Source organism: Paenibacillus sp. 203, assembly GCF_037027525.1.
GTDB classification, from domain to species: Bacteria; Bacillota; Bacilli; order Paenibacillales; family Paenibacillaceae; genus Paenibacillus; species Paenibacillus polymyxa_B.
The window spans coordinates 328,917-354,800 of the sequence record NZ_JAXCHD010000006.1 but is presented as its reverse complement, the minus strand read 5'-3'; the positions used below and the strand labels follow the sequence as shown (position 1 = coordinate 354,800).

The 25,884-nt window shown below is 45.3% G+C and carries 19 protein-coding genes, 2 pseudogenes and 2 riboswitches; of the genes and pseudogenes, 12 read left to right on the top strand and 9 right to left on the bottom strand.

The window, feature by feature from the left end:
• Positions 1–234 precede the first annotated feature (234 nt).
• On the top strand, positions 235–1,275 hold the full coding sequence (locus tag WA407_RS16620; protein ID WP_235308593.1) for a LacI family DNA-binding transcriptional regulator: 1,041 nt from the start codon (positions 235–237) through the stop codon (positions 1,273–1,275).
• An 85-nt stretch (positions 1,276–1,360) separates the two neighbouring features.
• On the opposite strand, the gene glpK is transcribed toward WA407_RS16620, so the two are convergent.
• Positions 1,361–2,854: a glycerol kinase GlpK gene (gene glpK, locus WA407_RS16615; RefSeq protein WP_336077811.1), complete on the bottom strand. Its 1,494-nt coding sequence runs from the start codon at positions 2,852–2,854 to the stop codon at positions 1,361–1,363.
• 32 nt (positions 2,855–2,886) lie between these two features.
• The gene (locus WA407_RS16610) at positions 2,887–3,711 is read right to left on the bottom strand and encodes an MIP/aquaporin family protein (RefSeq protein ID WP_061828828.1); all 825 of its coding nucleotides are present in this window, start codon (positions 3,709–3,711) and stop codon (positions 2,887–2,889) included.
• 317 nt (positions 3,712–4,028) lie between these two features.
• Between WA407_RS16610 and WA407_RS16605 the strand changes: the two genes are divergently transcribed.
• From WA407_RS16605 to WA407_RS16580, 6 genes and pseudogenes are all read left to right on the top strand, one after another.
• The gene (locus WA407_RS16605; protein WP_336077810.1) at positions 4,029–5,510 is read left to right on the top strand and encodes a PTS transporter subunit EIIC; all 1,482 of its coding nucleotides are present in this window, start codon (positions 4,029–4,031) and stop codon (positions 5,508–5,510) included.
• A gap of 196 nt (positions 5,511–5,706) precedes the next feature.
• Positions 5,707–6,990, top strand: a complete 1,284-nt coding sequence (locus tag WA407_RS16600) for an ABC transporter substrate-binding protein (protein ID WP_336077809.1) — start codon at positions 5,707–5,709, stop codon at positions 6,988–6,990.
• Between the two features lie 33 nt (positions 6,991–7,023).
• Positions 7,024–7,899 carry a carbohydrate ABC transporter permease gene (locus WA407_RS16595; RefSeq protein ID WP_235308586.1) on the top strand — a complete coding sequence of 292 codons (876 nt, stop codon included), beginning with the start codon at positions 7,024–7,026 and terminating at the stop codon, positions 7,897–7,899.
• A 22-nt stretch (positions 7,900–7,921) separates the two neighbouring features.
• Entirely contained in the window at positions 7,922–8,749 is an 828-nt protein-coding gene (locus tag WA407_RS16590; RefSeq protein WP_061828831.1) for a carbohydrate ABC transporter permease, read from the top strand.
• 211 nt (positions 8,750–8,960) lie between these two features.
• Positions 8,961–9,101, top strand: a pseudogene (locus WA407_RS16585) (NADH-dependent alcohol dehydrogenase); the annotation flags it as partial.
• Between the two features lie 36 nt (positions 9,102–9,137).
• Complete coding sequence (locus tag WA407_RS16580) at positions 9,138–9,278, top strand: hypothetical protein (RefSeq protein WP_268820006.1); 141 nt, start codon at positions 9,138–9,140, stop codon at positions 9,276–9,278.
• 99 nt (positions 9,279–9,377) lie between these two features.
• Here WA407_RS16580 and WA407_RS16575 read toward each other — a convergent pair whose 3' ends face one another.
• The 3 genes and pseudogenes from WA407_RS16575 to WA407_RS26760 all read right to left on the bottom strand — a co-directional run bounded on the left by WA407_RS16575 (position 9,378) and on the right by WA407_RS26760 (position 11,681).
• On the bottom strand, positions 9,378–10,796 hold the full coding sequence (locus tag WA407_RS16575; RefSeq protein WP_235308583.1) for an alanine/glycine:cation symporter family protein: 1,419 nt from the start codon (positions 10,794–10,796) through the stop codon (positions 9,378–9,380).
• A 159-nt stretch (positions 10,797–10,955) separates the two neighbouring features.
• Positions 10,956–11,050, bottom strand: a riboswitch (glycine riboswitch).
• Positions 11,051–11,068: 18 nt separating this feature from the next.
• Positions 11,069–11,145, bottom strand: a riboswitch (glycine riboswitch).
• A 166-nt stretch (positions 11,146–11,311) separates the two neighbouring features.
• Positions 11,312–11,578 (bottom strand): annotated as a pseudogene (locus tag WA407_RS26765) (family 1 glycosylhydrolase); the annotation flags it as partial.
• Entirely contained in the window at positions 11,568–11,681 is a 114-nt protein-coding gene (locus WA407_RS26760; protein WP_442952040.1) for a family 1 glycosylhydrolase, read from the bottom strand. The gene WA407_RS26760 and the pseudogene WA407_RS26765, both read right to left, overlap by 11 nt.
• Before the next feature lie 259 nt (positions 11,682–11,940).
• Here WA407_RS26760 and WA407_RS16565 point away from each other — a divergent pair, with 259 nt between their 5' ends.
• The 4 genes from WA407_RS16565 (at position 11,941) to WA407_RS16550 (ending at position 16,733) form a co-directional block, all read left to right on the top strand.
• On the top strand, positions 11,941–12,912 hold the full coding sequence (locus WA407_RS16565) for a LacI family DNA-binding transcriptional regulator (protein WP_336077808.1): 972 nt from the start codon (positions 11,941–11,943) through the stop codon (positions 12,910–12,912).
• 233 nt (positions 12,913–13,145) lie between these two features.
• Positions 13,146–13,988 (top strand): BglG family transcription antiterminator LicT, encoded by an 843-nt coding sequence (gene licT, locus WA407_RS16560; RefSeq protein ID WP_235308579.1) that lies wholly within the window; start codon positions 13,146–13,148, stop codon positions 13,986–13,988.
• A gap of 234 nt (positions 13,989–14,222) precedes the next feature.
• Positions 14,223–16,079, top strand: coding sequence for a beta-glucoside-specific PTS transporter subunit IIABC (locus tag WA407_RS16555; RefSeq protein WP_336077807.1), 1,857 nt, complete (start codon positions 14,223–14,225; stop codon positions 16,077–16,079).
• A gap of 138 nt (positions 16,080–16,217) precedes the next feature.
• A complete protein-coding gene (locus tag WA407_RS16550; protein ID WP_336077806.1) occupies positions 16,218–16,733 on the top strand; it encodes a thioredoxin family protein in 516 nt (171 codons plus the stop codon).
• 196 nt (positions 16,734–16,929) lie between these two features.
• Here WA407_RS16550 and WA407_RS16545 read toward each other — a convergent pair whose 3' ends face one another.
• On the bottom strand, positions 16,930–18,288 hold the full coding sequence (locus WA407_RS16545) for a sugar phosphate nucleotidyltransferase (RefSeq protein ID WP_336077805.1): 1,359 nt from the start codon (positions 18,286–18,288) through the stop codon (positions 16,930–16,932).
• 159 nt (positions 18,289–18,447) lie between these two features.
• Here WA407_RS16545 and WA407_RS16540 point away from each other — a divergent pair, with 159 nt between their 5' ends.
• Positions 18,448–19,143, top strand: a complete 696-nt coding sequence (locus tag WA407_RS16540) for a response regulator transcription factor (protein WP_336077804.1) — start codon at positions 18,448–18,450, stop codon at positions 19,141–19,143.
• A 42-nt stretch (positions 19,144–19,185) separates the two neighbouring features.
• On the opposite strand, the gene WA407_RS16535 is transcribed toward WA407_RS16540, so the two are convergent.
• The 3 genes from WA407_RS16535 to WA407_RS16525 are packed head-to-tail and all read right to left on the bottom strand — an operon-like array spanning position 19,186 to position 25,846.
• A complete protein-coding gene (locus WA407_RS16535; RefSeq protein ID WP_336077803.1) occupies positions 19,186–23,616 on the bottom strand; it encodes a hypothetical protein in 4,431 nt (1,476 codons plus the stop codon).
• A 50-nt stretch (positions 23,617–23,666) separates the two neighbouring features.
• Entirely contained in the window at positions 23,667–25,400 is a 1,734-nt protein-coding gene (locus WA407_RS16530; protein WP_336077802.1) for an ATP-binding protein, read from the bottom strand.
• A complete protein-coding gene (locus tag WA407_RS16525; RefSeq protein WP_235308568.1) occupies positions 25,397–25,846 on the bottom strand; it encodes a hypothetical protein in 450 nt (149 codons plus the stop codon). The genes WA407_RS16530 and WA407_RS16525 overlap by 4 nt, the downstream gene beginning before the upstream one ends.
• Positions 25,847–25,884 lie beyond the last annotated feature (38 nt).

The window sequence follows — 25,884 nt, the reverse complement described above, 5'->3', positions numbered from 1 at the left end:
GCGGTTTAGTTGATTACAGCTACTATTATGTATCGGATAGCCTGTATTTGTAAATAGAGAATTGTAAATTATCAAATAAAACATAAATCACCGTTTTTACTCCTTAAAATATTAGGCAACATCCTTTATTCACACTGTTGACTCACTTCTATGAGGTAGCATAGAATACGGGTAATCATTAAGTTTGAAAAGAAAAGTCAATTTAACTAAATCAGTTTAGTTACGGAGGATTCCATGAATATAAAAACAATAGCTAGCATGGCAGGCGTTTCAGTGGCAACGGTTTCGAAAATCATTAACAATTACACAGACATCAGTGAGGAAACCCGACAGCGGGTACTTAAAATCATGGAGGAAACAGGCTATAGACCCTCCTCCTCGGCTAAAACGCTTGCTACCAAAAAATCTAATCTGGTAGGCGTTATATTTGCCGGCAAGCTGAATGTTGATTTTAGTCATCCTTTTTTTGTTGATATCATTAATGTCTTCAAAAAACAGATTGGCTTGCTCGGTTACGATCTGCTATTTTTCTCAAATGAGAAATTTCTGGATAATGGAGAGGACTATTTGGCTCGCTCGAAATATTTTTCAGTGGACGGGTGCATTATTATTGCTGGAGATGAGGTGGAGAAGAGTGTTTTTGATCTCGATGCCAGCCCTATCCCCTGCATCGGTGTCGATATTGAGCTAACCGGAGCTAGTTCCTGCTATATCATGTCCGACAATCAGAAGATTTCAATGAAGGTTGTTGAGCACTTTTACATGAATGGATACCGCGAAATGGGTTTTATAGGCATTGAACGCCCCTCTTTGGTTATTAAAGAGAGAGAGGAAGCCTTTATCGCCTCACTAAAACGGTTTAGTCTTGACGTTAGACCTGAATGGGTCGTGTATGGTAAGGACTACGCGGCAGAAGATGGATACCAGGTCGCGAAGGCGTGGATACAGCAAGGAAATTTACCAAAAGCTATTTTTGCGGCGACCGACCTGCTTGCTTTTGGTGCCATACGTGCTTTCAAGGAAAGCGGCTTAAGGGTACCCGAGGATATTGCTGTAGTGGGATGTGATGATATAGAAGCCTGTCGTTATACCGAACCTCCACTGACGACTGTGAAACAAGACAAGCAAAAAATAGGTCGTCTAGCCGCTATGGTGCTGTTTGACCTGATGAATAAACAAATGGATACGAAATGTATTAAAGTAGAGCCGGAACTAGTCATTCGTAGCTCCTGCGGAGCCCGGCAACATTGGGACCATACGAAGGTCAAGAGTTAGCATATGCCTTAAAAAAGATGACTCCTGATAAATTCAGAAGTCATCTTTTTGCAGTTTAATATTCTGAGACCCATCGCTTAATCTATTACTTGTAGGCCATCGTCGCATTCACAGCCTTTTTCCAGCCTTCATACAAGCTTTCACGTGTTGCTTCATCCATATTCGGGGCAAAAGAGGTTTCCACTCTCACCCGCTTGCGAAGTTCATCCGTACTCTTCCAATATCCAATAGCCAAACCTGCCAGACATGCAGCCCCCAGTGCCGTCGTCTCATGGATAACTGGCCGCTCCACTGTTGCATCCAAAATATCGCTCTGGAATTGCATCAGAAAATTGTTCAATACAGCTCCTCCATCCACCCGCAGCAATTTCACTGCAATACCTGAATCAATCTCCATGGCTGTAAGCACATCCTTGGTCTGATAAGCGAGTGACTCCAATGTGGCGCGGATAAAATGCTCCTTCGTGGTCCCGCGTGTCAAACCGAACATCGCTCCACGCACCTCGCTATCCCAGTAGGGGCTGCCCAGTCCGACAAAAGCGGGTACAAGATACACTCCTTCCGTAGACGAAACACGGGCGGCATAAGGTTCACTGTCCTTCGCTTCACGGAACATACGCAGCCCGTCTCGCAGCCACTGGATCGCCGACCCCGCTACAAATACACTCCCCTCGAGTGCGTATTGCACTTTGCCTTCCTCCAGTCCCCAAGCGATGGTCGTAATCAGGCCGTGCTTGGATTCCACTGGTTGATCCCCCGTATTCATCAGCATGAAGCAGCCTGTGCCGTAAGTGTTTTTGATCATCCCTTTTTCGTAACATGCCTGACCAAACAAGGCTGCCTGCTGGTCACCTGCTGCACCGGCGATCGGTACATTCTGACCAAAGAAATGATAATCCACAGTGTGCGCATATACCTCGGAAGAAGGTCTTACCTCAGGTAGCATGATTTTCGGAACACCCAGAATGTCCAGCAGCTCTTCGTCCCACTTTAGTTCATAAATGTTGTACATCAGCGTCCTGGCTGCATTGGAGTAGTCCGTTACATGTGCCGTTCCGCCGGATAGTTTCCAGATCAGCCACGAGTCAATCGTACCGAATAACAGGTCACCTCGTTCCGCCTTTTCCCGCGCGCCCTCCACATGGTCCAGTATCCACTTTACTTTAGTGCCTGAAAAATACGGGTCGATCAACAGCCCTGTTTTGCTGTGAAAAAGCTCCTCGTGCCCTTGCCGCTTCAATTCTTCACAGATGTCCGAGGTTTGGCGTGATTGCCATACGAGTACGTTATACACGGGCACTCCTGTATTTTTGTCCCATACAGCCACCGATTCTCGCTGATTGGTAATGCCGATGGCAGCCACTTGATTTGCTTTTACACCGGATTCGGAAAGACAGGAGGCAATGACCCCGAGAATAGAGCTCCAGATTTCATTCGCATTCTGCTCTACCCAGCCGGGATGAGGAAAATACTGCGGAAATTCTCGCTGAGCCGAGTACACTACATCTCCTTCGCTATTGAACAAAATTGCTCTTGAGCTTGTCGTTCCCTGATCTAGTGACAAAACATATTTTCCCATTGTTCATCTCTCCCCGTGTAAATCCATCGTTTTTACGCTGTAAGTTTGTGATCCATTTTATGATTTTTATAAGTTCGACTCATACGGAAGGTAATCAAGAGTACAATCACGATGATCCCTAGTAAAATCCAAAAAGCCGGAGTCACACTCCCCTTAAAAACGGCCTGATAAAATGGCCCTGCGAAAGATCCCCCCAATAGCGGTCCTATAACGGGCACCCATGCATATTTCCAGTTGGACGCCCCCTTACCGGGAATCGGTAGTAAATAATGCATCAGACGCGGCCCAAAATCCCTCGCTGGATTGATGGCATAGCCCGTTGTGCCTCCAAGGGATAAACCGATACTGACAACTAAAAAACCAACAATCAACGGTTTCAGGCCGTCTGTAAATGAATTGGCGCCAAACGACAGTAAAGCAAGAACAAAGATGAAAGTACCTATCATTTCACTAAGCACGTTGCCAAACGGATGATCAATAGCTGGTCCTGTCGCAAATACACTGAGTTTGGCTGCTGTGTCCTCCGTCTCTTTCCAGTGGGGCCAATAATGCAAAATAACGATCACTGCACCCGCCATGGCCCCGAGAAGCTGAGCCACAATATAGCCGGGAACATCTTGCCATGGAAAACTACCCTGAAATGCCAACGCCAGTGTAACTGCCGGATTCAAATGCGCTCCGCTGATTTGACCCACTGCATACACCGCAATAGCTACCGCGAGCCCCCAACCCATTCCGACCACAATCCAGCCGGAAGCGTGGGCAAATGACTTTTTCAGGGACACCCCTGCGCACACTCCGCCACCTAGGGCAATAAGAATCATTGTCCCTATGAATTCGGCTGCGTATGGCGACATACAACCTACCTCCTCAATAGATCATCCGATTTTGATCGCTTTCATCGCACAAAAAAAGAAAAGCCATCACAAACCAACCCTGTGCTGTACCATGGGATGTCTGCGTGGCTCTCTTGTCTCCGTCACGATTATTAACTTAAATTTGATACTATATAAGCATGTAAGCGATGTCAACTGCGGATTTACGTTTTTTCATAGCTTAAAATAATCGTTGACCATGTTAGATTCCCCGATTTATGATGTGAAAAAATGGTTTAATGTGAGGATTTCAGGATGAATACGACACTCCCAAACTCGATGAAGAAGGGAAGAATGTTATGCTGAAATTTCTGCAAAAAATCGGCAAGTCGTTAATGCTTCCAGTAGCCACTCTACCCGCTGCAGGGATCTTGCAAGGATTAGCTCTGATTAATTATGAAACGGATATACCACTTGGTCCCGGAGTTGGCGGATTTCTGAATCATTATATCACTCCTTTTCTGAACGAGGGGGCGGGGGCCATCTTCGGTAACCTTGCGCTCATTTTCTCCATTGGTGTTGCCATTGGTCTGGCAGGCGACGCAGTAGCCGCATTATCGGCAGTCATTGCCTATATGGTGCTGACCCGTATTTTGGCGGCAGTGCCGGGTATATTTGCATATATTCCAGACGACGTCAAGCTGGACATGGGCGTATTGGGGGGTATTTTTATCGGTGGATGGTCTGCTTTTCTGTTTAAAAAATATCACAATATTCAGCTCCCGGATTGGCTTGGCTTCTTCTCAGGCAAACGTTTTATCCCCATGATCACCGCCTTTACGACCATGATTCTGGCCATTCTGCTCGGAATGATCTGGAGTCCGATACAAGATGGGATTGCAGTCTTCGGCAACTGGATTGTCGGCTTTGGCGGAATCGGATCAATGGTATTCATGATTGCCAATCGGCTGCTGATCCCACTCGGTTTGCATCATGTGTTGAACTCGATCGCATGGTTTCAAATTGGTGACTACACCAATGCTGCCAGTGAGGTCGTTCATGGTGACCTGACGCGTTTTTTTGCAGGCGATACATCGGCGGGTATATTCATGTCCGGCTTCTTCCCCATTATGATGTTCGCGCTGCCAGCAGCAGCCCTCGCATTCATCCATACCGCCAAACCGGAAAAACGTAAAGCCGTCGCTTCCATCTTCATCGGTTCCGCGCTGGCATCATTCCTGACCGGAATTACCGAGCCCCTCGAATTTTCGTTTATGTTCATTGCACCATTACTTTACGGCGTTCATGCTCTGCTGACAGGCCTAAGTGGCTTGGTCGTATACCTACTGGATGTCAAACTTGGCTTTTCTTTTTCAGCAGGACTCATTGACTATCTGGTCAATATGAAACTCTCCACCCACCCATTGCGAATGATCCCGGTCGGGCTTGTCTTCGCCCTCATCTATTACTTTCTGTTCCGATTTATCATTCTCAAATTCAACCTAAAAACTCCTGGGCGTGAAGATGATGTAGAAGACAGTCTCCTGTCTGACGTTAACGAAACTATATCCGATGGAAAGGCAAGCACCACATCCAACACTCAGTCCAGTCAGGCAGGCAGAATACTAACCTATCTCGGCGGTTCAGACAATATCCAAAGCATTGATGCCTGCATCACGCGGCTGCGTCTTGTCGTCAAAGACGACAAAGCGGTTAACGATCAAGCTCTCAAGCAGCTCGGAGCGTCGGGAATCATCAGGCTTGGTAATGGTACCCTACAGGTTATTTTCGGGACTCGGTCCGAAATTCTGAAAGATGAAATACAGCGGCTGATGTCATAGGCTGAATCCCTAACTTAAACACGTGCGTTCTTCATATAACAGACGCGCGTGTTTTTTTTAGTAATAAACGTTTCAAATTTTTTGTTTTTGGTTAAGGCAATGCACATAAATGGGTAACAGCTTCATATGATGGAGCTAAACCATTTACAACTTGTTAGGCAGGTAGATTATCTCAGACAGCAAGGAGGGAAATGATGTGAAGACAGTACAATGGCTGGTATTATGTCTTGCTTTTCTCACGATGTTCAGTGCTTGTAGTGAACCCTCGTCCTCTGAAAGTCAATCATCTGAAACTAATTTGTCAAACGGAAAAAAGATAACGCTTACATTGTGGTACTGGAACCGTTCCATTGACGATGAACTACTCGCCCAGGCGGAAAAACATTTTCCCAACATTGAATTAAAAACTCAAAAAATAGGCGGTGACTTCAAAGCCAAACTGAAGACAACGCTCGCAGCTCGTTCCGGTGAACCAGACATCGTAGCTCTGAACGATTGGATGGTGGAGCTGTTCCCCAGTGCGGATCGTTTTTACGACTTAAGGGAACTTGGAGCAGACCGCTTGAAGGATCAATATTTGGAATGGAAATGGAATCAAGGGATCACTCCTGATGGTAAAATGATTGCATTTCCCATGGATACTGGGCCTACCGCCCTCTTCTACCGAAGTGATCTGTTTGAACAAGCAGGCTTGCCTAGTGATCCTGAAAAGGTTAGTGCCTCCATCCGCACATGGGATGATTACATGGCAGCCGGAGAACAACTTCAGCAGAAATTCGGAAGCCGTTCATTTTTGGCTGATAATATTGTAAACGTTTACAATCAGGTACTCGCTCAGCACACAAACCTCTACTTCAAGCCGGATGGCAGCTATATCGGCAATCAATCTCCTGATATCCGTCTGGGCTGGAAAACCGCTGTCGATTTCCACAAGAAGCATCTGCTCGCCAATGCGGATGGCTGGACTCCCGAATGGAACGCTTCGGTCAATAACGGCAAAATTGCCTCTTTTGTAGGGGCTATCTGGATGAAGCAAGTTCTCACAGAGGCCGCGCCGGATACAGCGGGCAAATGGAGAGTCGCCCGTGCTCCTGGAGGAGACGGCAACCTGGGTGGTTCTTTCATTTCTATCCTCAAATCCAGCAAACATCCCAAAGAAGCCTTTGAAGTCCTGACCTGGCTGCAAAACCCGGAACACCAGCTGGAAGCCTACCACAAAATCGGACTGTTCCCGTCCACTCCCGGCGTCTATGACGATCCTATCATGGAGACACCCGAGCCTTTCTTTGGTGGTCAGGCCACCGGACTCATCTTTGCTACCTCCGCACGTCATGTGAAAAGCAGCTATTTCGGCGAGCGCTATCCTGTCATCCACGGCATTGTGACCCGTCGCCTTGCTAATGTCGCCAAGCAGGATGCCAATCCCGATATATTATGGACGGAAACCATGGATCGAATCGAACGGGAATTACAGCGGTAAAAAAACAAAATTCAAAAAAGGCGTGTGGACAATATGCTGAGAGAAATCTGGAAGCACCGTGCCGTTTATGCTGCGATCTCGCCGTTTTATCTGCTGTTTGGCATCTTTGGACTGTTTCCGATTGGCTTTTCATTATACCTGGCGTTTCACAAATGGGACGGGATCGGAGACATGACCTACAACGGCTGGGGCAACTTTCGCTACCTTGTAACAGACAATGAATTTTGGCAGGCTGTAGGCAACACCTTTGTGATCTGGGTGTATGCAACGATTCCGATGCTATTCTTCGCACTGATTATTGCCTTTCTGCTTTATGCCCCTTTTGTGAAAATGCGCACCTTATGGCGAGTTGGATTCTTCCTGCCCAATGTGACGTCCATTGTGGCTGTTGCCATCATATTTGGTGCCTTATTTGCCAACAATTTTGGATTTCTTAACTACATTCTGCAACTCTTGGGACTACCCATGGTTCAATGGTTGAATGTGCCATGGGGTATCCAAATTGCCATTTCTTCTATGGTCGTATGGAGATGGATGGGCTATAACGCAATCATCTATTTGGCCGGACTCCAGAGTATTCCGCATGTGCTGTATGAGGCCGCCAAAATAGACGGGGCAACCGGAGCGCAAGCTTTTTTCCGCATCACTATCCCCATGCTGCGCCCAGTCATTCTGTTTACGGTCATTACGTCCACCATCGGCGGTATGCAGCTCTTCACCGAGCCACAGGTCCTGGTCGGTAATGACGGCGGTTCCGGGGCAAGTGGCATGACCATCGTTTTATACCTGTACCGCGAGTCGTTCATTAACAACTATTTTGGATATGGTGCAGCCGTCGGATGGGGCATGTTCCTCATCATTGCTCTATTCTCCATCATAAACTGGAAACTCGTTCAAGGTAAAAAATAACGATGGGAAGGAGCTTCACAACATGATGCAGACACGCGCAAAATCCTTTGTTTTATATGCCGGATTGTTGGTGGGAATCATCCTGTCGATGTTTCCATTTTACTGGCTGATCGTCATGGCAACTCGTACCACTTCAGACATTTACCGTTTTCCACCGCAATTGTGGTTTGGCAGCCACTTCTTGGATAACATAACGAGAGTATTACAGCAGATTAATTTTGCCGGAGCCTTTTTTAATACCCTTTTTGTAGCCAGTTCTGTTACCCTATTGGTTCTGTTTTTCGATTCACTGGCAGGTTTTGCATTCGCCAAGTTTGATTTTCCGGGCAAAAAAGTGCTATTTATCGTTCTGCTAGCTACGATGATGGTCCCTTCACAACTTTCGCTTGTCCCCTCCTTTGTCATGATGGCCTCCTTTGGATGGGTAGGTACGTTCAAAGCGCTTATCATCCCGGGGATGGTAAATGCCTTCGGCATTTTCTGGATTCGTCAATATGCGGAAGAATCCATCCCAAAGGAGCTGCTGGATGCGGGCCGGATGGACGGATGCAGCTTTTTTCGACTGTACTTGAATGTAGCACTGCCTATTCTACGTCCTGCGTTCGCTTTTCTCGGCGCGTTTACCTTTATAGGAGCTTGGAATGATTATTTATGGCCGCTAATCGTCTTAACGGATGAGCGTAAATTCACGCTCCAGATTGCACTGTCACAATTGAACGGAATTTACAATACGGATTATGCGATGGTCATTGCGGGCACCCTGCTGGCTGTACTTCCACTTATTATTTTGTTTCTTTTCATTAGCCGCCAGTTTATTTCCGATCTTGCCGCCGGAGCGGTCAAAGATTAGATTTACCTGAATACCCTTATTCATTTCATGTTTAATAGTTAATCGTCATTTCAAATAGCTTACATGATGAAGTCAGCTATTCGACAGACAATCAGGTTAAGCAAGTTACGATTGGACATGAACTATGAACTGAGGGGAACTTTCCAGATGAACAAATTCACATATTATAACCCCACCAGATTAATTTTGGAGACCATCAAATTGAAGAACTGCAGCAGGGGCTAAAGATGACGGCGATGTGTCGGATGTTATCAACAAAAAGCACATGCCGACCCAGGCTCTGCCATTCGGCAACATCCACACACTCGCCCCCACCGGTTCAGAAATGAACCCGGATTCTGTTATCACCAACTGAGAAACGAACGAAAAATACGTATGGGGCAGCGCGGTGACGCATACGAGTGCATTCTGGACAAGTCTCGGTGCCCCTTCCACCCTGGTCGATTACAATATTAATGATGAGCAATCAGAAAAAATCGTAAACATTGCAGCCGGTGAAATGGAATATGGAGGCTTTGGTAAAAGTTGAATCAGGCATATATTATGGCTTCTTTACGCGCATCACTTTAAAAATCAAAAAGGGAGTGTCCCCAAGCCTATGATGGCTGAGGGCACTCCCTTTTTGATTTTATGAATTAACCGTTTGTCCTTTTTCTTCTACTTGGATAGCAGCCCCTACATTGGCACCTGCAAGAATGCCCTTTTTCTTATTAGGATACAAAGAATCCATATAGGTTCGGGTTTCTGCAACTACGATTCCCGATAAGCCAAGCAGTGCGATCAGATTCGGGAAAGCCATCATTGCGTTAAAGATATCTGCCAGTAGCCAAATGGCTTCCAACTTGATGAACGCACCTCCTGCTACAAGTGCGATGAACAGATAACGGTATGGTTTAATCCATTTGACACCCAGTAAATATTCAACACAACGTTCTCCGTAGTAATTCCAGCCAAGTATCGTTGTGAACGCAAATAAAATAAGGCTAATCGTCACGAGCTCTGCACCAGCCGGAAAGGCACTGGAAAACGCATGCTGGGTCATCAGACCTCCATCGTCATTTCCACTCCATATTCCCGTAACCAGCAACGTAAATCCCGTCAGATTACAAATAATCATCGTATCAATAAATACGCCTGTCATGGATATCAGCCCTTGTTCTGCAGGCCATTTCGTCTTAGCAGCTGCTGCTGCAATTGGCGCACTTCCCAAACCGGCTTCATTAGCAAAAATACCTCTGGCAACTCCGCTTCGCATCGCCAACATAATCGTCGCTCCGGCAAATCCACCCGTTGCAGATGTGGTCGAGAAGGCCCCTTGTAATACTAAAGCAATCGCATGAGGAAGCTCTCCTGCAAACTTAATGAGTACAATTAAGCAAACTACGATATAGAGCCCCGACATGAATGGAACAATCTTTGTGGATACCTTGGCAATACTTTTGAGTCCTCCAATCGTAACAACAGCCGTTAACACGGAAATAATGATCGCTGTAACTACCGTTGGCACTCCAAAGCTACTTTCCGTCGAAGAAACGATAGCCTTTACTTGCGGAAAAGTACCGATTCCAAATAGGGCTACAAGAACACCAGAAAAGGCAAACAACATCGCCAGCGGCTTGAAACGGCGGCCAAGCCCGTTTTCAATATAATACATCGGACCACCCGAAAATTGTCCGTTCCGGTCTTTAACACGGTATTTAACGGATAATAATCCTTCCGCATATTTGGTTGCCATCCCGAAAAAAGCTGCAACCAGCATCCAGAATAATGAACCGGGCCCACCCAGTTTGATCGCTGTTGCCACGCCGACGATACTTCCTGTACCTACAGTAGCTGCCAGTGCCGTACTCAATGCTCCGAAGCTGCTTACATCTCCGCTACCTTCGTCCGGCGCTTTACCAATTAGCTTGAGCGCCAAAGGCAATCGAATAACCTGAAGTAGCTTCAAACGGATCGTTAGCCACAACCCAGTGCCCATTACGAGAATAAGAAGCGGCGCTCCCCATATCCAGCTGTCAATCGTTTCTAATACATGTACCAAATTCATTTCAACCCGCTCCTCCAGCATATTAGAAAACAAAAAAGAGTCAAATCCGCTGATTCGACTCCTGGAGAGGTTAAAGGCACGAAAAAATACAACCATCTTGTGCAGGTTTCTACCTCTAATAGCTCATAAAAAAGCCTAGGGCATTCCCTGTCACAGGTTATTCGCGTCTCTGTCCTTTTGCCTGAGAGTTTAAGCAGATGTTCTCTGCGGTGCACCTTCGGCGCCCAATTAAGGGTCTCTCCAGAGTTCTGTCCGTTTACGGTCCCCGCTTGTTGCTGTAATCAGCCTAAGCACCTGAGAGTTTTGCCCCTTCGGTCGGAACTTTCGTTCCATCTCCCGCAAACATCAACCAGACATATGAAATTTTTATTCATTATACAGAAAACTTTCAGCTTATTACAAGTGAAAAGTTTGTGAAGCCCTCTGAAATATTATTATTGTGTCTATCGAAAAAGCGGGTACAGCAGATTGCATCCTTAGGATGTCCTCTGCTATACCCGCCCGAGATGATGGAATTACAATTCTTCACCATTGGTTGCTATCACATTTTTATACCAGTTAAATGAGTCCTTTTTGGAGCGTTTGAGCGTTCCGTTACCGTCATCATCCAGATCAACGTAAATAAATCCGTAGCGCTTGGACATTTCGGAAGTAGACATGCTCACAAGGTCGATAGGGCCCCAGCTGGTGTAACCAATCAGATCAACACCGTCGGCAATCGCTTCCTTCATTTGGGCAATATGCTGACGCAAGTAATCAATTCGATACGTGTCATGCACAGAGGTCAATAACCACACCGCCACCGGTGAACAGACTCATGGTCATTACATTGATTTCATTAAAGGTCATCCAGTATTTTACTTTATCCTTATAGCGTGTAAACACTGTTTCGGCATAATTTACGTAATGCTATGACTTCACGTCCCAGCCAGCCATTATACTTCTGAATCAGACCTAGCGGTGTTTCATAATGTGACAATAATACTTTAAAGCCCATTTCAGCGAACAATGCAACCTAACGATAACCGTTCTCCTTTGAAATGCATTGACAGATACCTTAAAATAGACGTAATGCCTTCATAAGCATCCTAATCGTTGTAACGCGTTTCATGTCAAGTATTTTTTTTATGTGAGGAGAAGCACCATGTCGAATCTTGATCAAATTGCAAAACTGGCGGGCTTTTCCAAAGCTACGGTATCCAGAGTATTAAATCAGTCCCCCCATGTTAGTCATGAAACAAGAGCTAAAATTTTGAAAATCATGCAGGAATTAGATTATGTTCCTAATCGAAATGCCATTTCTCTATCCAAGGGTCAGACGCTTCAGATCGGTATCATTACTTCAACTATTAATGAAATTGTTCTCGCTTTTCTGGACAGCTTTGTGGAAGTAGCGGGCCAATATGAATTTCAAACCATTATTTATACTTCGGGAGAAGACAAAAAGAAAGAGCTTCAAGCCTTTGAGGATTTAAAAAGAAAAAGAGTCGATGCGCTGGTCATCATTTCCTGCGTGAATGACACCGATTTTTTGAGCACCTATTGCAAATATGGCCCGATCGTGTCGTGGCAACGAATGGAGCATACCGATATTCGCTCCGTCGCTATGGATCAGTATAAAGGATATATGTTAGCGCTCAGGCATTTGATACAAAAAGGCTATACTCGTATAGCCAATGCTTTTGGCCGTCCGAGCAGTATTAATACCCATAGTAGACAACGAGCCTACGAACAGATCATGAGTGAGCACAATCTGCCCGTGTTGCAACACTGGAATCACTCTTCTATTTATAATATCCGTGATGGCGAACAGGTCGTACGGGATTTGTTACAGCATCCGGACGAATTTCCAGAGGCTATTTTATGTGCTAACGATTATGTAGCAGTGGGCATTCTCTGCGAAGCACGCAGACAAAAACTGAACGTACCGGAAGATCTGGCAATTGTTGGATTCGATAACACGGAGCTGGCGCATACGCTGGGGATTACAACGATTCAAAATCCTATCATGGCTCAAGCACAAAATGCCTTTTTCATGCTTTCCCCTCAGCTGATTGGACGCCAAATGAAGCTTCATTCGCTAGAGTACAGCCTCATTGAACGTACGACTACATAAGGTAACGATGTACTTGCAAATTAGGCAAAAGGGCCTTGATAAGAAATATTTTTTGTCGAAACAGAATAAAATATGTTGAAATCGCTTTTTTTTGTGCTACAATAGCACTATATCGAAGGATTGTGACCGGTGATGCGGGCAATGCCTGAGTTCAATTGAGTGCTATTGCTAACAATAGTATTGAATTGTGCTTAGGCATTTTTTATTGGTAAAGGATGGGAGGGGGAACTTCAATGATTATTGAGAAGGTGCTCAATAACAACGTCCTATTGACTAAAAACGATAAAGGCAAAGAGGTCATCGTGATGGGAAGAGGTATTTCCTTCAAAAAGGTGGCTGGCGATCAAGTCGATGATGATAAAATAGATAAGATTTTCATGTTAAATGAAAACGAGTTCACGGCCAAACTAACCGAGTTGCTGAACGATATTCCTGTATCTCATCTGGAGGTCGTGAATGAAATTGTAAAGCATGCAACGGAAGTATTGGATACGGAGTTAAGCGATAATATTTATTTAACGTTGACCGACCATATTCATTTTGCCATACAACGGCAAGAAAAAGGACTGGCACTCCAAAACGCGATGCTGTATGAAATTAAACGCTTTTACAAAAAAGAATTTGCAGTTGGGCTGGATGCTCTCCAAAAAATTGAAAATACGCTCGGAGTAAAATTAGGCGAAGATGAAGCGGGATTTATTGCATTGCATGTGGTGAATGCACGGATCGACGGTAACGAAATGAAATCCACACTAAAAATGACCGAGATTGTCCAACATATCTTGAACATTATTACGTATCATTACGGAATTGTGCTGGATGAGTCTTCTTTTAGCTATTCGAGATTTTTGACACATTTGCAATATTTTGCGATGCGAGTGATTCGCAAAGAAGTCATTCACAGTGGTGAAGAATTTTTGTACAACCAGGTGAAGCAGACGTATACCGAAGCTTTTGCTTGTGCTCAAAAGATCAATGAGTATCTGGAAAAAACATACGATCAATATTTAAGCAAGGATGAATACGTATATCTAACTATCCATATTCATCGCGTAACTGAACGTAATAACATATAAGACTAACAACTTCATACCTTCATCGTTCATGGATTGTGACTGGTAAGGCAGGCAAAACCTAAACTGATGGTGAAATCGACGTTCCTCTATAGGAGAGAGTGCGTAGTTTTCACCACGAGTTTAGGTTTTTCTTGTTTACAAGTTTAAAAAAAGATGCACGCCGGCGTATCTTAGCAACAGCTGTAAACAGTAAATCCTATCAGTAGCAAGAATAACCCATAAGGAGTTCTGAACATGAGTGATAAAGAACTATCTAAAAAAATAGTGACCCTCGTTGGTGGCGAAGAGAATGTCAATTCGGTATTCCATTGCGCTACACGCTTGAGATTTAAATTAAATGATCGTACAAAAGCAGACAAAGCCGCACTGGAAGCAACCCCTGGTGTCATTACAGTAGTGGAAAGCAGCGGCCAGTTTCAAGTGGTTATCGGCAACAATGTAGGTCAAGTGTTTGAGCATATGATGGCAGAAACAAATTTACAGGATGCTGACAATCCAAATGCGAAAAAGGAAGAGTCTACCGAAAAAACGAATTTCCTTGGAAAAGCGGTCGATATCATTTCCAGCATTTTTTCTCCTCTTTTGGGAGCTCTTGCAGGGGCAGGTTTGCTCAAAGGGATTCTGGCATTAATTTTGTCGCTCCATTGGATTGATAATACAAGCGGTACGTATCTGATTCTGAACGCCGCTTCAGACAGTGTATTTTATTTCTTGCCTCTATTTCTGGCTATTACATCGTCCCGTAAATTTAAGACAAATGCCTTTGTATCTGTCGCAGTTGCTGGAGCCCTTGTCTACCCGGATGTTATTGCGGCGGTGGACAATCCGGCAAAACTGGCTTTTCTCGGGATTCCAATCATTTTAATTAAATACAGTTCCAGCGTAATCCCAATTATTCTCGCGGTATGGGTACAGTCCTATGTGGAGCGCTGGTTCAATTCCTTTATCCATCAATCGGTTAAAAACATTATCGTACCTATGCTATCACTACTGGTCGTTGTTCCGTTGACGTTTTTGGCCTTTGGTCCAGTCGGTAACCTGATCAGTCAGGGCTTGGCGAACGGTTTTACATGGGTATACAATTTAAGCCCATTGATCGCCGGAGCTGTTGCCGGAGCATTCTGGCAAGTATTTGTTATTTTCGGCGTACACTGGGGCTTTGTTCCAATCATGCTGTCCAATATTGCAACATTGGGTTATGACACGATGCTTCCGATGCTTACAGCAGCTGTACTTTCTCAAGCCGGTGCAACACTGGGGGTATTCCTGAAATCCCGGAACACCCAGATGAAGGCTTTGGCTGGTTCCTCTACACTGGCAGCTGTATTCGGGATTACTGAACCAACGATTTATGGTGTAACTTTGAAATTGAAAAAGCCTTTCATTTATGCTTGTATTTCCGGTGGTATTGGGGGCGCCATTATCGCTTCTGGCGGAGCGACTGCAAAATCCTTCTCCCTGCCTAGTTTGCTGGCGTTGCCAACTTATTTTGGAACTGGATTCTTGTGGGTAGTCATCGGTTTGCTCGTTGCCTTTGTACTCGCAGTTGTGTTGGTTATGATTTTGGGCTTTGAAGATCCAAAAGAAGAAACTGCAAAAACAGAAGCTGCACCCGTAAAGAAAGAAGTGGCAATCGAGAAAGAAATTCTCGTAAGCCCACTGCAAGGTAAAGTATTGCCTTTGGAACAATCTTCTGATGTTGCTTTTGCTTCAGGTGCTATGGGAAAAGGAATCCTCATTGATCCTACAGAGGGTGTGCTGACATCTCCTGTCAATGGAACGATTACGACAGTATTCCCGACCGGACATGCAATCGGTATTACTTCCAATGACGGAGCAGAAATTCTGATTCACGTGGGTGTGAATACAGTGAAACTAAAAGGACAATTCTTTGACAAGCGCGTTAAGGAAGGCGATGTGGTTAAGCAAGGACAACTGTTGCTTGAATTTGATATCGAGCAAATTAAGGCGGCAGGCTATATTACAGCTACACCAATTATCGTAACAAATTCCGCTCAATACCTGGATGTGTTGAACACAATGGAAACTGAAGTGAAGCGAGAGGATTACTTGTTGACTGTTGTGGTCTAACGTTTTAACTATCAGACTAAAGAAGCTTTCCCAACAATGGAAAGCTTCTTTTTTTATACATAATGAGACAAGTGTTACAGCTAGAAATGGAAATATCATTTACTGTAAGTGTAAGTTTGTAAAAAAAGGAGGATTTCTGTGAAAAAAGGATATATCGCCGGGTTAAGTGTCATTGTATTACTTATCATTGGTATCGCTATTTCAGCTGTAGCTAAATTTCAAGACCTAGAGCAGGTTGTTCAACAAAAAGACAAAGAAATCCAAGCGAGCAAAAGCAATTACCCGGAAATATATGACCACTTGAATGCGGTTACATTTGAAAATTTTAAGAGTTTAATTCAACAGGATCGAAGTGTACTTGTCTATGTCGGCAGACCCAGTTGTGGCGACTGCAACCGGTTTGAGCCTAACTTTAACAAGATGATTGAGCAGTATAATCTAGGCTCTAAAATTACTTTTTTGAACGTTCACAAAATCCATAAGGACAAGTCCCAATGGAATAAATTCAAAGAGGATTACAACATAAAATACACCCCCACCATTGCAGAATTCAGAAACGGCAAACTGGTTGATAAAATAGAATGGACACCTAAAAGAGACCTCAGTACGGAGGCCGTAAAAGAGTGGCTGACTTCCAAGAAAATTATTTTATAAGTCTCTTTTCTATTCCTTTTATTACAAACACAAAGAACTGTTTATGCAAAAAAGGTATTCATTCGCGTAGCGCATGAATACCTTTTTTAAGAATGCAAAGGTCTTCCAAGCTCTAATAAAAAATAGTTCCTCCTACTCTTCACTGCGTTCTGATAAACGCTCATTCATATCTATCAGTCCCTATATTGTAGACACTTCATAGAGTATGGTCGTCAATCGAATCAGGAAATTCATATCGGATAATATCTGTTTCGGATACGATATGTCCGATTTGTGACTCAATGAATTCTAAATCTCCCTCTACTGCCCCTATAAAATGCTTTGTACCGGGTTCTACGACGATAACCTCACCTGGGCTGACTGTCTGTGTCACGCCATTGATAGAGACACTTCCAGTTCCAGAAACTATGGTCCAAACTTCTTTACGGTACTGGTGCTCATGATAGCTGATAAATCTTCCGTTCGATATGACCACGCGTTTGGTCACTGTCTGCAATCCACTTGCCGCCTGTTGATGGGATAATACAGTTTGCTTTCCCCAGAAGCGCTCCTCAAAACGCGGGCCGATTTCAATTTCCGCCACCATATCCTTAATTCCTGTTGACGACTGTCGATCCGTAACCAGCACGCCATCTGGACCGGCAACGACAATAATGTCCGGGACATTCCAGATGCTAACCGGAATCTCCAGTTCATTGATGATATGCGAGTCATGGGAAGCTTCTGAAATATATCCCGGGCCACTTAGCTTCGAACTTACTTCCCGCACCAACGAATCCCATGTACCCAAGTCTCTCCACTCTCCATGATATGGAAGCACGGAGAGCTTATGAGTATGCTCTACTACTGCAATATCGAAGCTAGTTTTAGGCAAGTCTGCATAATTTGTCGAAAGAGAATTGTAGTCGACTGGTAAACCCATTTGCTCCAGAATATCCAACAAAAAGCCCAGTCTAAAAGCAAACACCCCGCAATTCCATAAGGCCCCTTCGCGGATCAACGCTTCTGAACGGATCAGATCCGGCTTTTCTACAAATGAACTAACTCTGTAATATGGCTGGTCAAGTGAAGAAGAGGCTGAAGGCACAATATATCCGTATTTATCAGAAGGCTCCGTTGGCGCAGCCCCCATTAATGCGATATGGCTTCCTGATTGCTCTAATATTGAAGGAAGCCTGCGCAGATGTTCAAAAAATTCATCCCCCGCATACCCGTCCACAGGCATGACCCCTACGATCTCGTCGCGTGATGCACCTGCAACGTCATGCAAGTAGGCTGTAGCCAGGGAAATGGCCGGGAAGGTATCCCGCTGAGTAGGCTCCTCAATGACTACAGCACCTCCGCCAATTTGCCCCCGGATCAGCTCGGCCTGAGTTCCACTCGTCGAAAAATAGGCCTCATCTACCAAATTCGCCTCATCTAATTGCCTCCATATTCGTTGCAGCATACTTTCGGGCCGTTCGTCGTGACGTAGTATCGAAAGAAACTGCTTGGGACGGTTCACATTGGATAAGGGCCACAGACGTTTACCCGAACCTCCAGATAATAAAATCATTCGCAAAGATGCAACCTTCTTCCTGTAAATTAATACTTTCTTACATTATAGGACTGTTCAATTTTCGCATTTCTGCCGAATACATAAGTATGTATTATCGTGGCAAATACATGATTATGCAATGCTATTGTATCTTTGTCTGTACAGGAGATGTCAGTCATGCCCATAAAAATACTCGTCATTGAAGATCAAAAAAGTTTGGCAGATATGATTGCTCTTCATCTTCAGGAGGAAGGCTATCATACCGAGCTTATTTATGACTCTAAACTTGCAATTCCTACACTTATGCGTTTTAAGCCGGATATTATTGTGACCGCTCTGATGTTTTCCGGTAAAGTCGAATGTGCGCTGATCAGCCAAATCCGTCAATTTACCACAGTCCCTATACTGGTCATCTCTAATAACAACGTGCTGAATATAAGAGTAAAGGCTCTGGATGACGGAGCAGATGACTTCTTATGCAAGCCGTTCAGTCTGATAGAGTTAAATGCCCGCATCAAAGCCCTGCTGCGCCGCTGCGGCCGCAACATGCTCACTGAATCGCAAACGGTAACTCAAAAGATTAAAAAAGTAAGGGTTTGGGTGAATGATTACCGTCATTGTCTGTTAGTCGATGACCAAGAAATAGAAGTTACTCAAATCGAATTTTCTATTATAAAAGAGATGTCCTGCTATCCAGGTAAAGTCTTTACCCGCAGTGAGCTGATGGATCGGATCAAAGGCGGAGATGGCGCTTATCTGGATCGCACTATCGATGTACATATTTCCAGCCTCCGCAAAAAAATAGAACGTGACCCTAAAAATCCTCAGCACATCCGTACTGTATGGGGCAGAGGCTACAAATATGAGATGTAGCTGTATCATGGCTACCCATTTCCCCACAGAGCAGCTTGCTTTTTATGGAAGTTTTCGCTTCTTCCACCGCCGATAAGGAAGAAAACAAGCTGCCCCACCCAGTATCCCTATGAGGAACAGCACCCAGCCGAAACGGTAGGCGGAAGCCAGAATAACGACGACCTTCCCGTTTCCGTTACCATCGGTGATGAATCCGGTAGTCACTCCATTGACGGACAGACGGGCTCGCTGATTTTCGCTACCCAGCCTGAACTCCCACAGTGGATTGGGTGATTCGGTCTCCCGGATCAGCACCTGTTGATGCGTTGGATTATATAGCGTAAAACTGCGTTCCATGGAATTTTCACGAGTAGCCTGAATGCTTTCCGAAGCATGGGGAGCCATAAAAAAGGTATCCATATCCGTTCCCTCAAACAACGTAAATTGATCCACAGTGATCATCGCTTGATAAGGGATGATGGAATATTGCTTCATCTGAAATAAGCCTGACTGCTTCTTGTGCGCATGCGCTAAAATCTGAAACTGCATCATGGCGGTTCCTGCCGGAGCCTTCACAATTTGATCATAATGATTCCATTGTTCCTTATCTCTTTCCTCCACCTCATCAATATAGGAGGTTTGGAGAACCTGTGACGCTTTATTCAAAAAAATGACCTTCATATGCCGACTTCCAATTTGTTCTGATCGCGCATCCAACTGCACGGCATACTCTTGCAGCGGCTCTACCTTCATTTTCTTGGACGCATAAATATTCCAGTCACAGGAATAGCTAGGTGCGTAACGAATAGACAGTTCTTTGTCCTTGATTGACATATTCGTCTGACCAGGTCGAATATCCGCCACACATCCGACATCCGTCGTGCTCAATGATTCCTTCGTATCCTCCCCAGGCATCACCGTCACTTCCTGCCCGCCCATTCGATGAATATCTCCAAAACTACTTAATGACGGTACTTGGCTGTCCAGCACAAGGGTTAAGTGATACTTTCCCTTGGTTAGGAACAGATTTTTGAATTCCACTCGACCATAGTCATTCAGCAGACCGGGAATTTGTATGATTTTCTTGGCAAAACCATCCTGATTGGGCACCGTTTCAATAACCTGTGTTTCGGATAAAGAGGTAGCGGGTAACCGCTTATACGACTCCCCCGTATGAATCGTTCTGGTCAACACCTCTCCAGTCTCTTCATTCGTCCACTTCATCGTTAATGACCCCTGGTACCCGGCGGGGAGATTAGCCAAAATAGCTGTGGCATAGGTTCCCGTTTTGGCGACTTCCACATCCCTGCTTAACGCCCCCTTCTGATAGCTGATTCCCCGCCCCATACTAAGTCTTGGTGAAGCACGCTCCGTCTGCACATTTCCTTCGGCGTTAAAATCGTTCTCTGCCTCCAAGGTGAAAAAGAGCTTGCCCCGCTTTAATGCCTGCTCCACGGGAAAAGATAGCTGATCTAGCTGATCCACAGGCACAATCGCAAATTGATTGACCGCATTAAAGCCTTGCAGGTTATTAACCGTGACCGGGGTATCTCCTTTGGGAAAGGCATGCACTCCCAGATCGACCCATTGGAATTGGTTTAAACCATCATCCTGAGTTTTGATATTAACCACTTTGTCGGGCAGTGTGACTTGCAATTTCCCGCCTGCCTTATTCATAAACACTCTAGCATATACATGCGAGGTTTGAGGCTGATCCAGTTTTTTGTGCATCGTAAACGTGTTAGGCTTGCTGTATTGCCCCAAATCACGCAGCTGGATATCATGAATCCACCAGTAATTTTTTTGCTGTGGACGCTGTAAGGTTAACAAATCCATTCGCATCCAATAGCTGCCTGGCGGCGAAACGTATTCCCCGTAAAATTTCACACTGTCAAAATTATATCCCTCCGAGGGCGCCACAACATAGCTAACCCCCAGCTCACGCATTTGCTTATCGTAAAATCTCATTTTTACATGCATTTTGTTCGTCCCGCGGCCAGAAACAGTAATTTGGAACTGATACGGATTATTTTCCTTGGCTTCCAGCAAACCCGATCTAGCGACCTGCCATATATTACTCGGGTCTCCCTTCATAATTTCGCCGTGCAGAGTGGGCACATCATTCAATTCCTCACGGGGATTAGCCTGCACACTGAACAACTGCGGATTATCCGGCTTGAAGAAGGTTTCTGTTCGCAACATGGAATCAAAGTCCACGACCGTCTTCCCAGCGATGCTGCTCATCTGATACGGGGCCACATCCAGCTTCTTACTGGCAAAGGTAACCGCAATCCCTGCATCCATTTCCATATCGAACGGAAAGTTCCGTATATTTTGGGAGGATAAATACCATAACCAATCGTTGGTCGAGGCAAAGGTTTTGGACCATTTTAAAAAGGCATTACCATCCTCAATGGCATCAAAAGGCCGTAAGTAATCCTCTGCTGGAAGCTGTGACAACAGCAAGTCATTAAAGGACGCCGCTTCCACATAATCCCCTTTGTTAATCGTCTGGATGGTTTTTAGCTCAGGCCTTAACGCACTGAACAGCACTCCAAAGCGGCTAAAATCAAAACCAGGCAGATGACTGTAGCTCTCCAGTCGGCTAAAACCGTAAGGTGTTACAATTTTACTCGCAAGGATGTTCATATAGGGCGGTGTCTGATCGAGATTGAATATGGAAAATAGCCCGTTTTGGTACGTACGTTTCAGCCCGGTCTGACCTTCCAGCTGAGACAGGTGGAAATCCTGCCGCTTCTCCTGGCCCACATATTCATCATGGTAGACCAACTGGTTGACCCCAAAGGTAGAGAACAACCAGCCTAATCGGGAGCTTAATCCGTTGTCCATAACATACTGCAGAAAATTCATATAGTATGTAATGCCGGGATCATTCCCCTCATGATGAAAGATCGTATTTTTAGGAGAAGAGTATACCTGAAAATCTCCAGTTGCCTTTTCGTTTGCAGTCTTCCCTTTATTCCATTTGGGCGTGGCTACTCCGTTATAGCTCTGGATCATATTGTCAGCAATCGGAAAGTATAATGCCTTGCTATCGAAACGATCCGGGTCAGTCAGCTTTTCAGCCATTTGACTATAAGCCTCCGGCACTTGTACCGGCTTGTAGTACCCCTCTATGAACTGAGTACGCAAGGGAGCAAAATATACCCCGAGGCACAAGACAACGATAACAACCGCCAGCCTTTTATATACACGCTGCAACGGGGATGATCCGAACCATTCCATAAATTGAATGACACCAAAGGTCAGCAACACCCCGAAATTAAGGGCAATCAGTCCAATAAATTTGTTAGGGTCACGGAAAACCGAACCAATCACAGGGGTTTTCGTAACCAAAATGACAAACCACTTGGCAATGGATGGGAACGTCGTCCCGGTAGCTGCAACCAGAAACAGCAGCGTAAGTAGCGAGAAGATCAGAATGATCGGATTTTTATGTGAACGTGTCACCATCGCATACCCGATCAATAGCAACAAAAATCCCCCTCCTACATAAAACATGCTAGGCAGTGAGGACAAGGAAAACATGGGCCACCAATAGCTCAGTAAATAACCTACGTTATATAAACTGCTGTTGCGGCTGAACAGAGATAAGGTATCCACGACGTTGATATTATGCTGAGACGCTTGAGCGTCCATCAACATGCTACCGACATATAGAGACAACCAATAAAAACTGAGCAGACCAAAAAAGACGCCAAAAATGATCCCTTTACGCAAAAAATTGCCGTATAACGGCTGCAAATAGCTGCGACCAGCCTTTCGGTGGGTCCAGGTTAGTTTGATCAGTAGCAACAAGGTGAACAATCCCAAATAAATCATGCCAAAGAAAAAATAATGAATTGCCGCAGCACTAACGGTGAATACCGCAGCCAACAGGAACAGGTCGATCCAGTTCCGTTGATAAAGCTTGTGGGGATGATAATTTTTAATTTGTTGAATTTGAAACTTGGGGTCCACCGCACTAAAGAAGAATCGCAGCATTAACGGAAACAGACTATATCCACAGAGCAAATAAATATGCTGAATGCGGAAAATAACCCACGGATTCAGCGCATAAAACAACGAGCCGACCATGATGGCAAAAATACGGGTCTTCGTAAAGCTTGGTGAATAATACACACTGACCAGTCGCTTGGCAAAGGCATACATCGAAAATGCCGAAACAAATAACAAGCCTGTAATAAACGACTTGAGCAAGACCGGGCCGCTTTCGTCAAATAAGAGTGACAGTCCATAGAAGGGCAAGATGTACAGGATACGTGGAGCATTGAACAAGGTCGAGGTAGACCATCGCTCGTTCCATACTCCGGTTATTTCCTCCAGATACCGATGAGAGGTGGCTCCAAAAGCAATGTCGCTAAACACAATTTGCCCTGGTCCATAGATGGGTGCAAGATATGCAACAATCGCAATCAGCATCAACATCATTGCCGCCATATCGTAGCGGTAGCGAAATATCCATTTTTTCATGCTTGTCCCCCTCTCTTGAACTTCTCGTATATCTGTCGGTTATCTTGGGCCTATCTTCTCAAACGAACGATTGCCTGCAAGCCCTGATCGGTATTACGCAGCTTTAAACGACCGCCTATGGTCTTCAGGTATGCATCCATATGATACAGGCTTAACGCATGCTCCTGTGAGTTTTGGGAATAGTCTGGCTGGAAATAGCTCCAACGCATTTTATCATCAATCCCGCCGCCCGTGTCTTCAATGTTAATAATAATTTCTCCTTCTTCCAGCCGTGAACTAACCTTAAGCACTTGAGATTGCCGCTTGGACCGCAGACCTGTTCGGCCCTTTTCCTGATTCTCAGGCTGCTCCCCACCTTGGCCCATGGCCTGCACTGCATTTTCCAGCAGCCCCTGAATCGTTTTGTACAGCATGGGTGCTTGTGCTGCAATGGATGGAACAGGCTCTTGCCGCAAGATCACTTGAATGTTCTTCATGTTCAATGAACGGTTCGCCCATTTCAGCGACTCAGACAATACTTCATTCATATCTGTAAAGCTAATTCCACTATTATCATGCATCTTCTCTTCCAGCTCATCGCGCAAGCTACGAACTCCCGTCAGTAACTCTCCCAGTGAGGATTCCTGTCTGAGACGACCCTGGATGAAATTTTCATTCAACTCGCGAAAATACTCCAGTTCCTCATGAGAGGCTCCTTTTCCCTGACTCGAAGCCGCTTCAAAGCGGTTTGCTAGATCATGATAAAATCCCAGCAGTTTCAAATCGTCGCCGCCCGTGAGACGGCTAGTCTGCTCCTGCAACTCTTGTAGCTGCTGCTCAATCGTCTGCATTAACGGCAAATAATAGGTGTCCTGCTGCTGTCGCATATCTTCATCTCGCCGTTGGTCACGCACCTGATTGTTCACGATGGCATCCTTTACAATCCGTTTGCGGAACTGTACGAGCATGGCCCACAGAATGAACAATATCAAAACCATGACCATCCATAACTGTTTGCGAAAGGAGCTGATTCGCTGAGCTGTATCCTCACTGACATCCTTAACCGATATGTAAAGAGCCTCTTCCCCAATGCGGCTGAATCCTATTCCGTGTTTCTCTCCGCCATCTTCGATGATACCTGTATTGCCTTCCAGCAGCCTACGGGTTACGCCCGTGATGTCCGTTCGGTTAATATCCGAAGTACTTCGGGAAGCTACGACCTTAAATTGACCGTTATAAAATAAAGTCTCATGCTGGTTAATCAGTTTACTTTTAATAATCCCGCTGAGCATATCAGCGTCAACCGTGCGCACCATAAAACCGCCCATCTGCGCCCCTTGAATCCTGCATGCTATATACTGGGCAGGCTGATGATCCTCTGTCACAAAAGAGCTTACTGCACAACCATTTTGCAGCCATTTAATCTGCTGGACTACACTTTTCATCTCACGATTGTCTCGTCCGACCATCACATGATACTGCTCATCCAGCACATAAAAGGCCCCGCTTTCACGCTTAAAACCCTCAGGATACTGGCGTGTTCCCTGATTCAGCATATCTCTGCCCAGACTGGACGACAGCTCCTTCAGTTCAGCCTGCCATGCGGCATAACGCTCGGTTATGCTGCTAGAAAGTTCCTGTACCTCATACTGGAGCTGTTCGTTCTGAATCTCCGCCAAGTGAACACTGAATTGTCGCACGACAAACCATTGAAGCACAGCGGCCAAAAACACTGTCACACCCAGAACGATCAGGTACAGGATCAGCTTTTGCCAACCTGGTTTCAACAAAGCCCATTGTTTCATGCTTTCCTGTCCCCTCCATTTTGTTCAAGACGGCTCAAAATAGCCTGCATCAGGCATTCCAGCTCGTAGCTGACCAGCGGTAGCCGTGCGCACAGCAACCGGGGAGTGCGACGCTGGAGGGCAGCAAACCTTGCAGCGGTTTCCGTTGCACCGTCCGTCAGTAGGATCAACTCGCATGTTTTTGCGATATATAAGCGATCCAGCTCTTCCTCGCCGTATTCTCGCAGATCAACAACGTAAATATCATGACGATCGTCCATATGCTGAAGTGCGCTGGAGACAGCCAGGGTCACTCCTGTATGCCGTGCAGCATGATACTGATGAAGGAGACGCATACCTTTTTCCCAGAGGGCATGTTCAGCCGAATCAAATCGTTCACAAAAAAGACGCAACGCCCGTTCTGTATTGACATCTTTCAAAAATGCCAAAACGCTGATATTATACATGTAGTTCCTCATTTCTTACTTCCTGATTGGAGTTGCGC

Bases quoted from the DNA above. Each gene is read 5' to 3' on its own strand.
- WA407_RS16575 (WP_235308583.1), bottom strand. From the start codon at position 10,796: ATGAATTTGGTACATGTATTAGAAACGATTGACAGCTGGATATGGGGA.
- WA407_RS16545 (WP_336077805.1), bottom strand. From the start codon at position 18,288: ATGATTTTATTATCTGGAGGTTCGGGTAAACGTCTGTGGCCCTTATCC.
- WA407_RS16620 (WP_235308593.1), top strand. From the start codon at position 235: ATGAATATAAAAACAATAGCTAGCATGGCAGGCGTTTCAGTGGCAACG.
- WA407_RS16605 (WP_336077810.1), top strand. From the start codon at position 4,029: ATGCTGAAATTTCTGCAAAAAATCGGCAAGTCGTTAATGCTTCCAGTA.
- WA407_RS16525 (WP_235308568.1), bottom strand. From the start codon at position 25,846: ATGTATAATATCAGCGTTTTGGCATTTTTGAAAGATGTCAATACAGAA.
- WA407_RS16535 (WP_336077803.1), bottom strand. From the start codon at position 23,616: ATGAAAAAATGGATATTTCGCTACCGCTACGATATGGCGGCAATGATG.
- licT (WP_235308579.1), top strand. From the start codon at position 13,146: ATGATTATTGAGAAGGTGCTCAATAACAACGTCCTATTGACTAAAAAC.
- WA407_RS16595 (WP_235308586.1), top strand. From the start codon at position 7,024: ATGCTGAGAGAAATCTGGAAGCACCGTGCCGTTTATGCTGCGATCTCG.
- WA407_RS16565 (WP_336077808.1), top strand. From the start codon at position 11,941: ATGTCGAATCTTGATCAAATTGCAAAACTGGCGGGCTTTTCCAAAGCT.
- WA407_RS16540 (WP_336077804.1), top strand. From the start codon at position 18,448: ATGCCCATAAAAATACTCGTCATTGAAGATCAAAAAAGTTTGGCAGAT.
- WA407_RS16555 (WP_336077807.1), top strand. From the start codon at position 14,223: ATGAGTGATAAAGAACTATCTAAAAAAATAGTGACCCTCGTTGGTGGC.
- glpK (WP_336077811.1), bottom strand. From the start codon at position 2,854: ATGGGAAAATATGTTTTGTCACTAGATCAGGGAACGACAAGCTCAAGA.
- WA407_RS16530 (WP_336077802.1), bottom strand. From the start codon at position 25,400: ATGAAACAATGGGCTTTGTTGAAACCAGGTTGGCAAAAGCTGATCCTG.
- WA407_RS16590 (WP_061828831.1), top strand. From the start codon at position 7,922: ATGATGCAGACACGCGCAAAATCCTTTGTTTTATATGCCGGATTGTTG.
- WA407_RS16610 (WP_061828828.1), bottom strand. From the start codon at position 3,711: ATGTCGCCATACGCAGCCGAATTCATAGGGACAATGATTCTTATTGCC.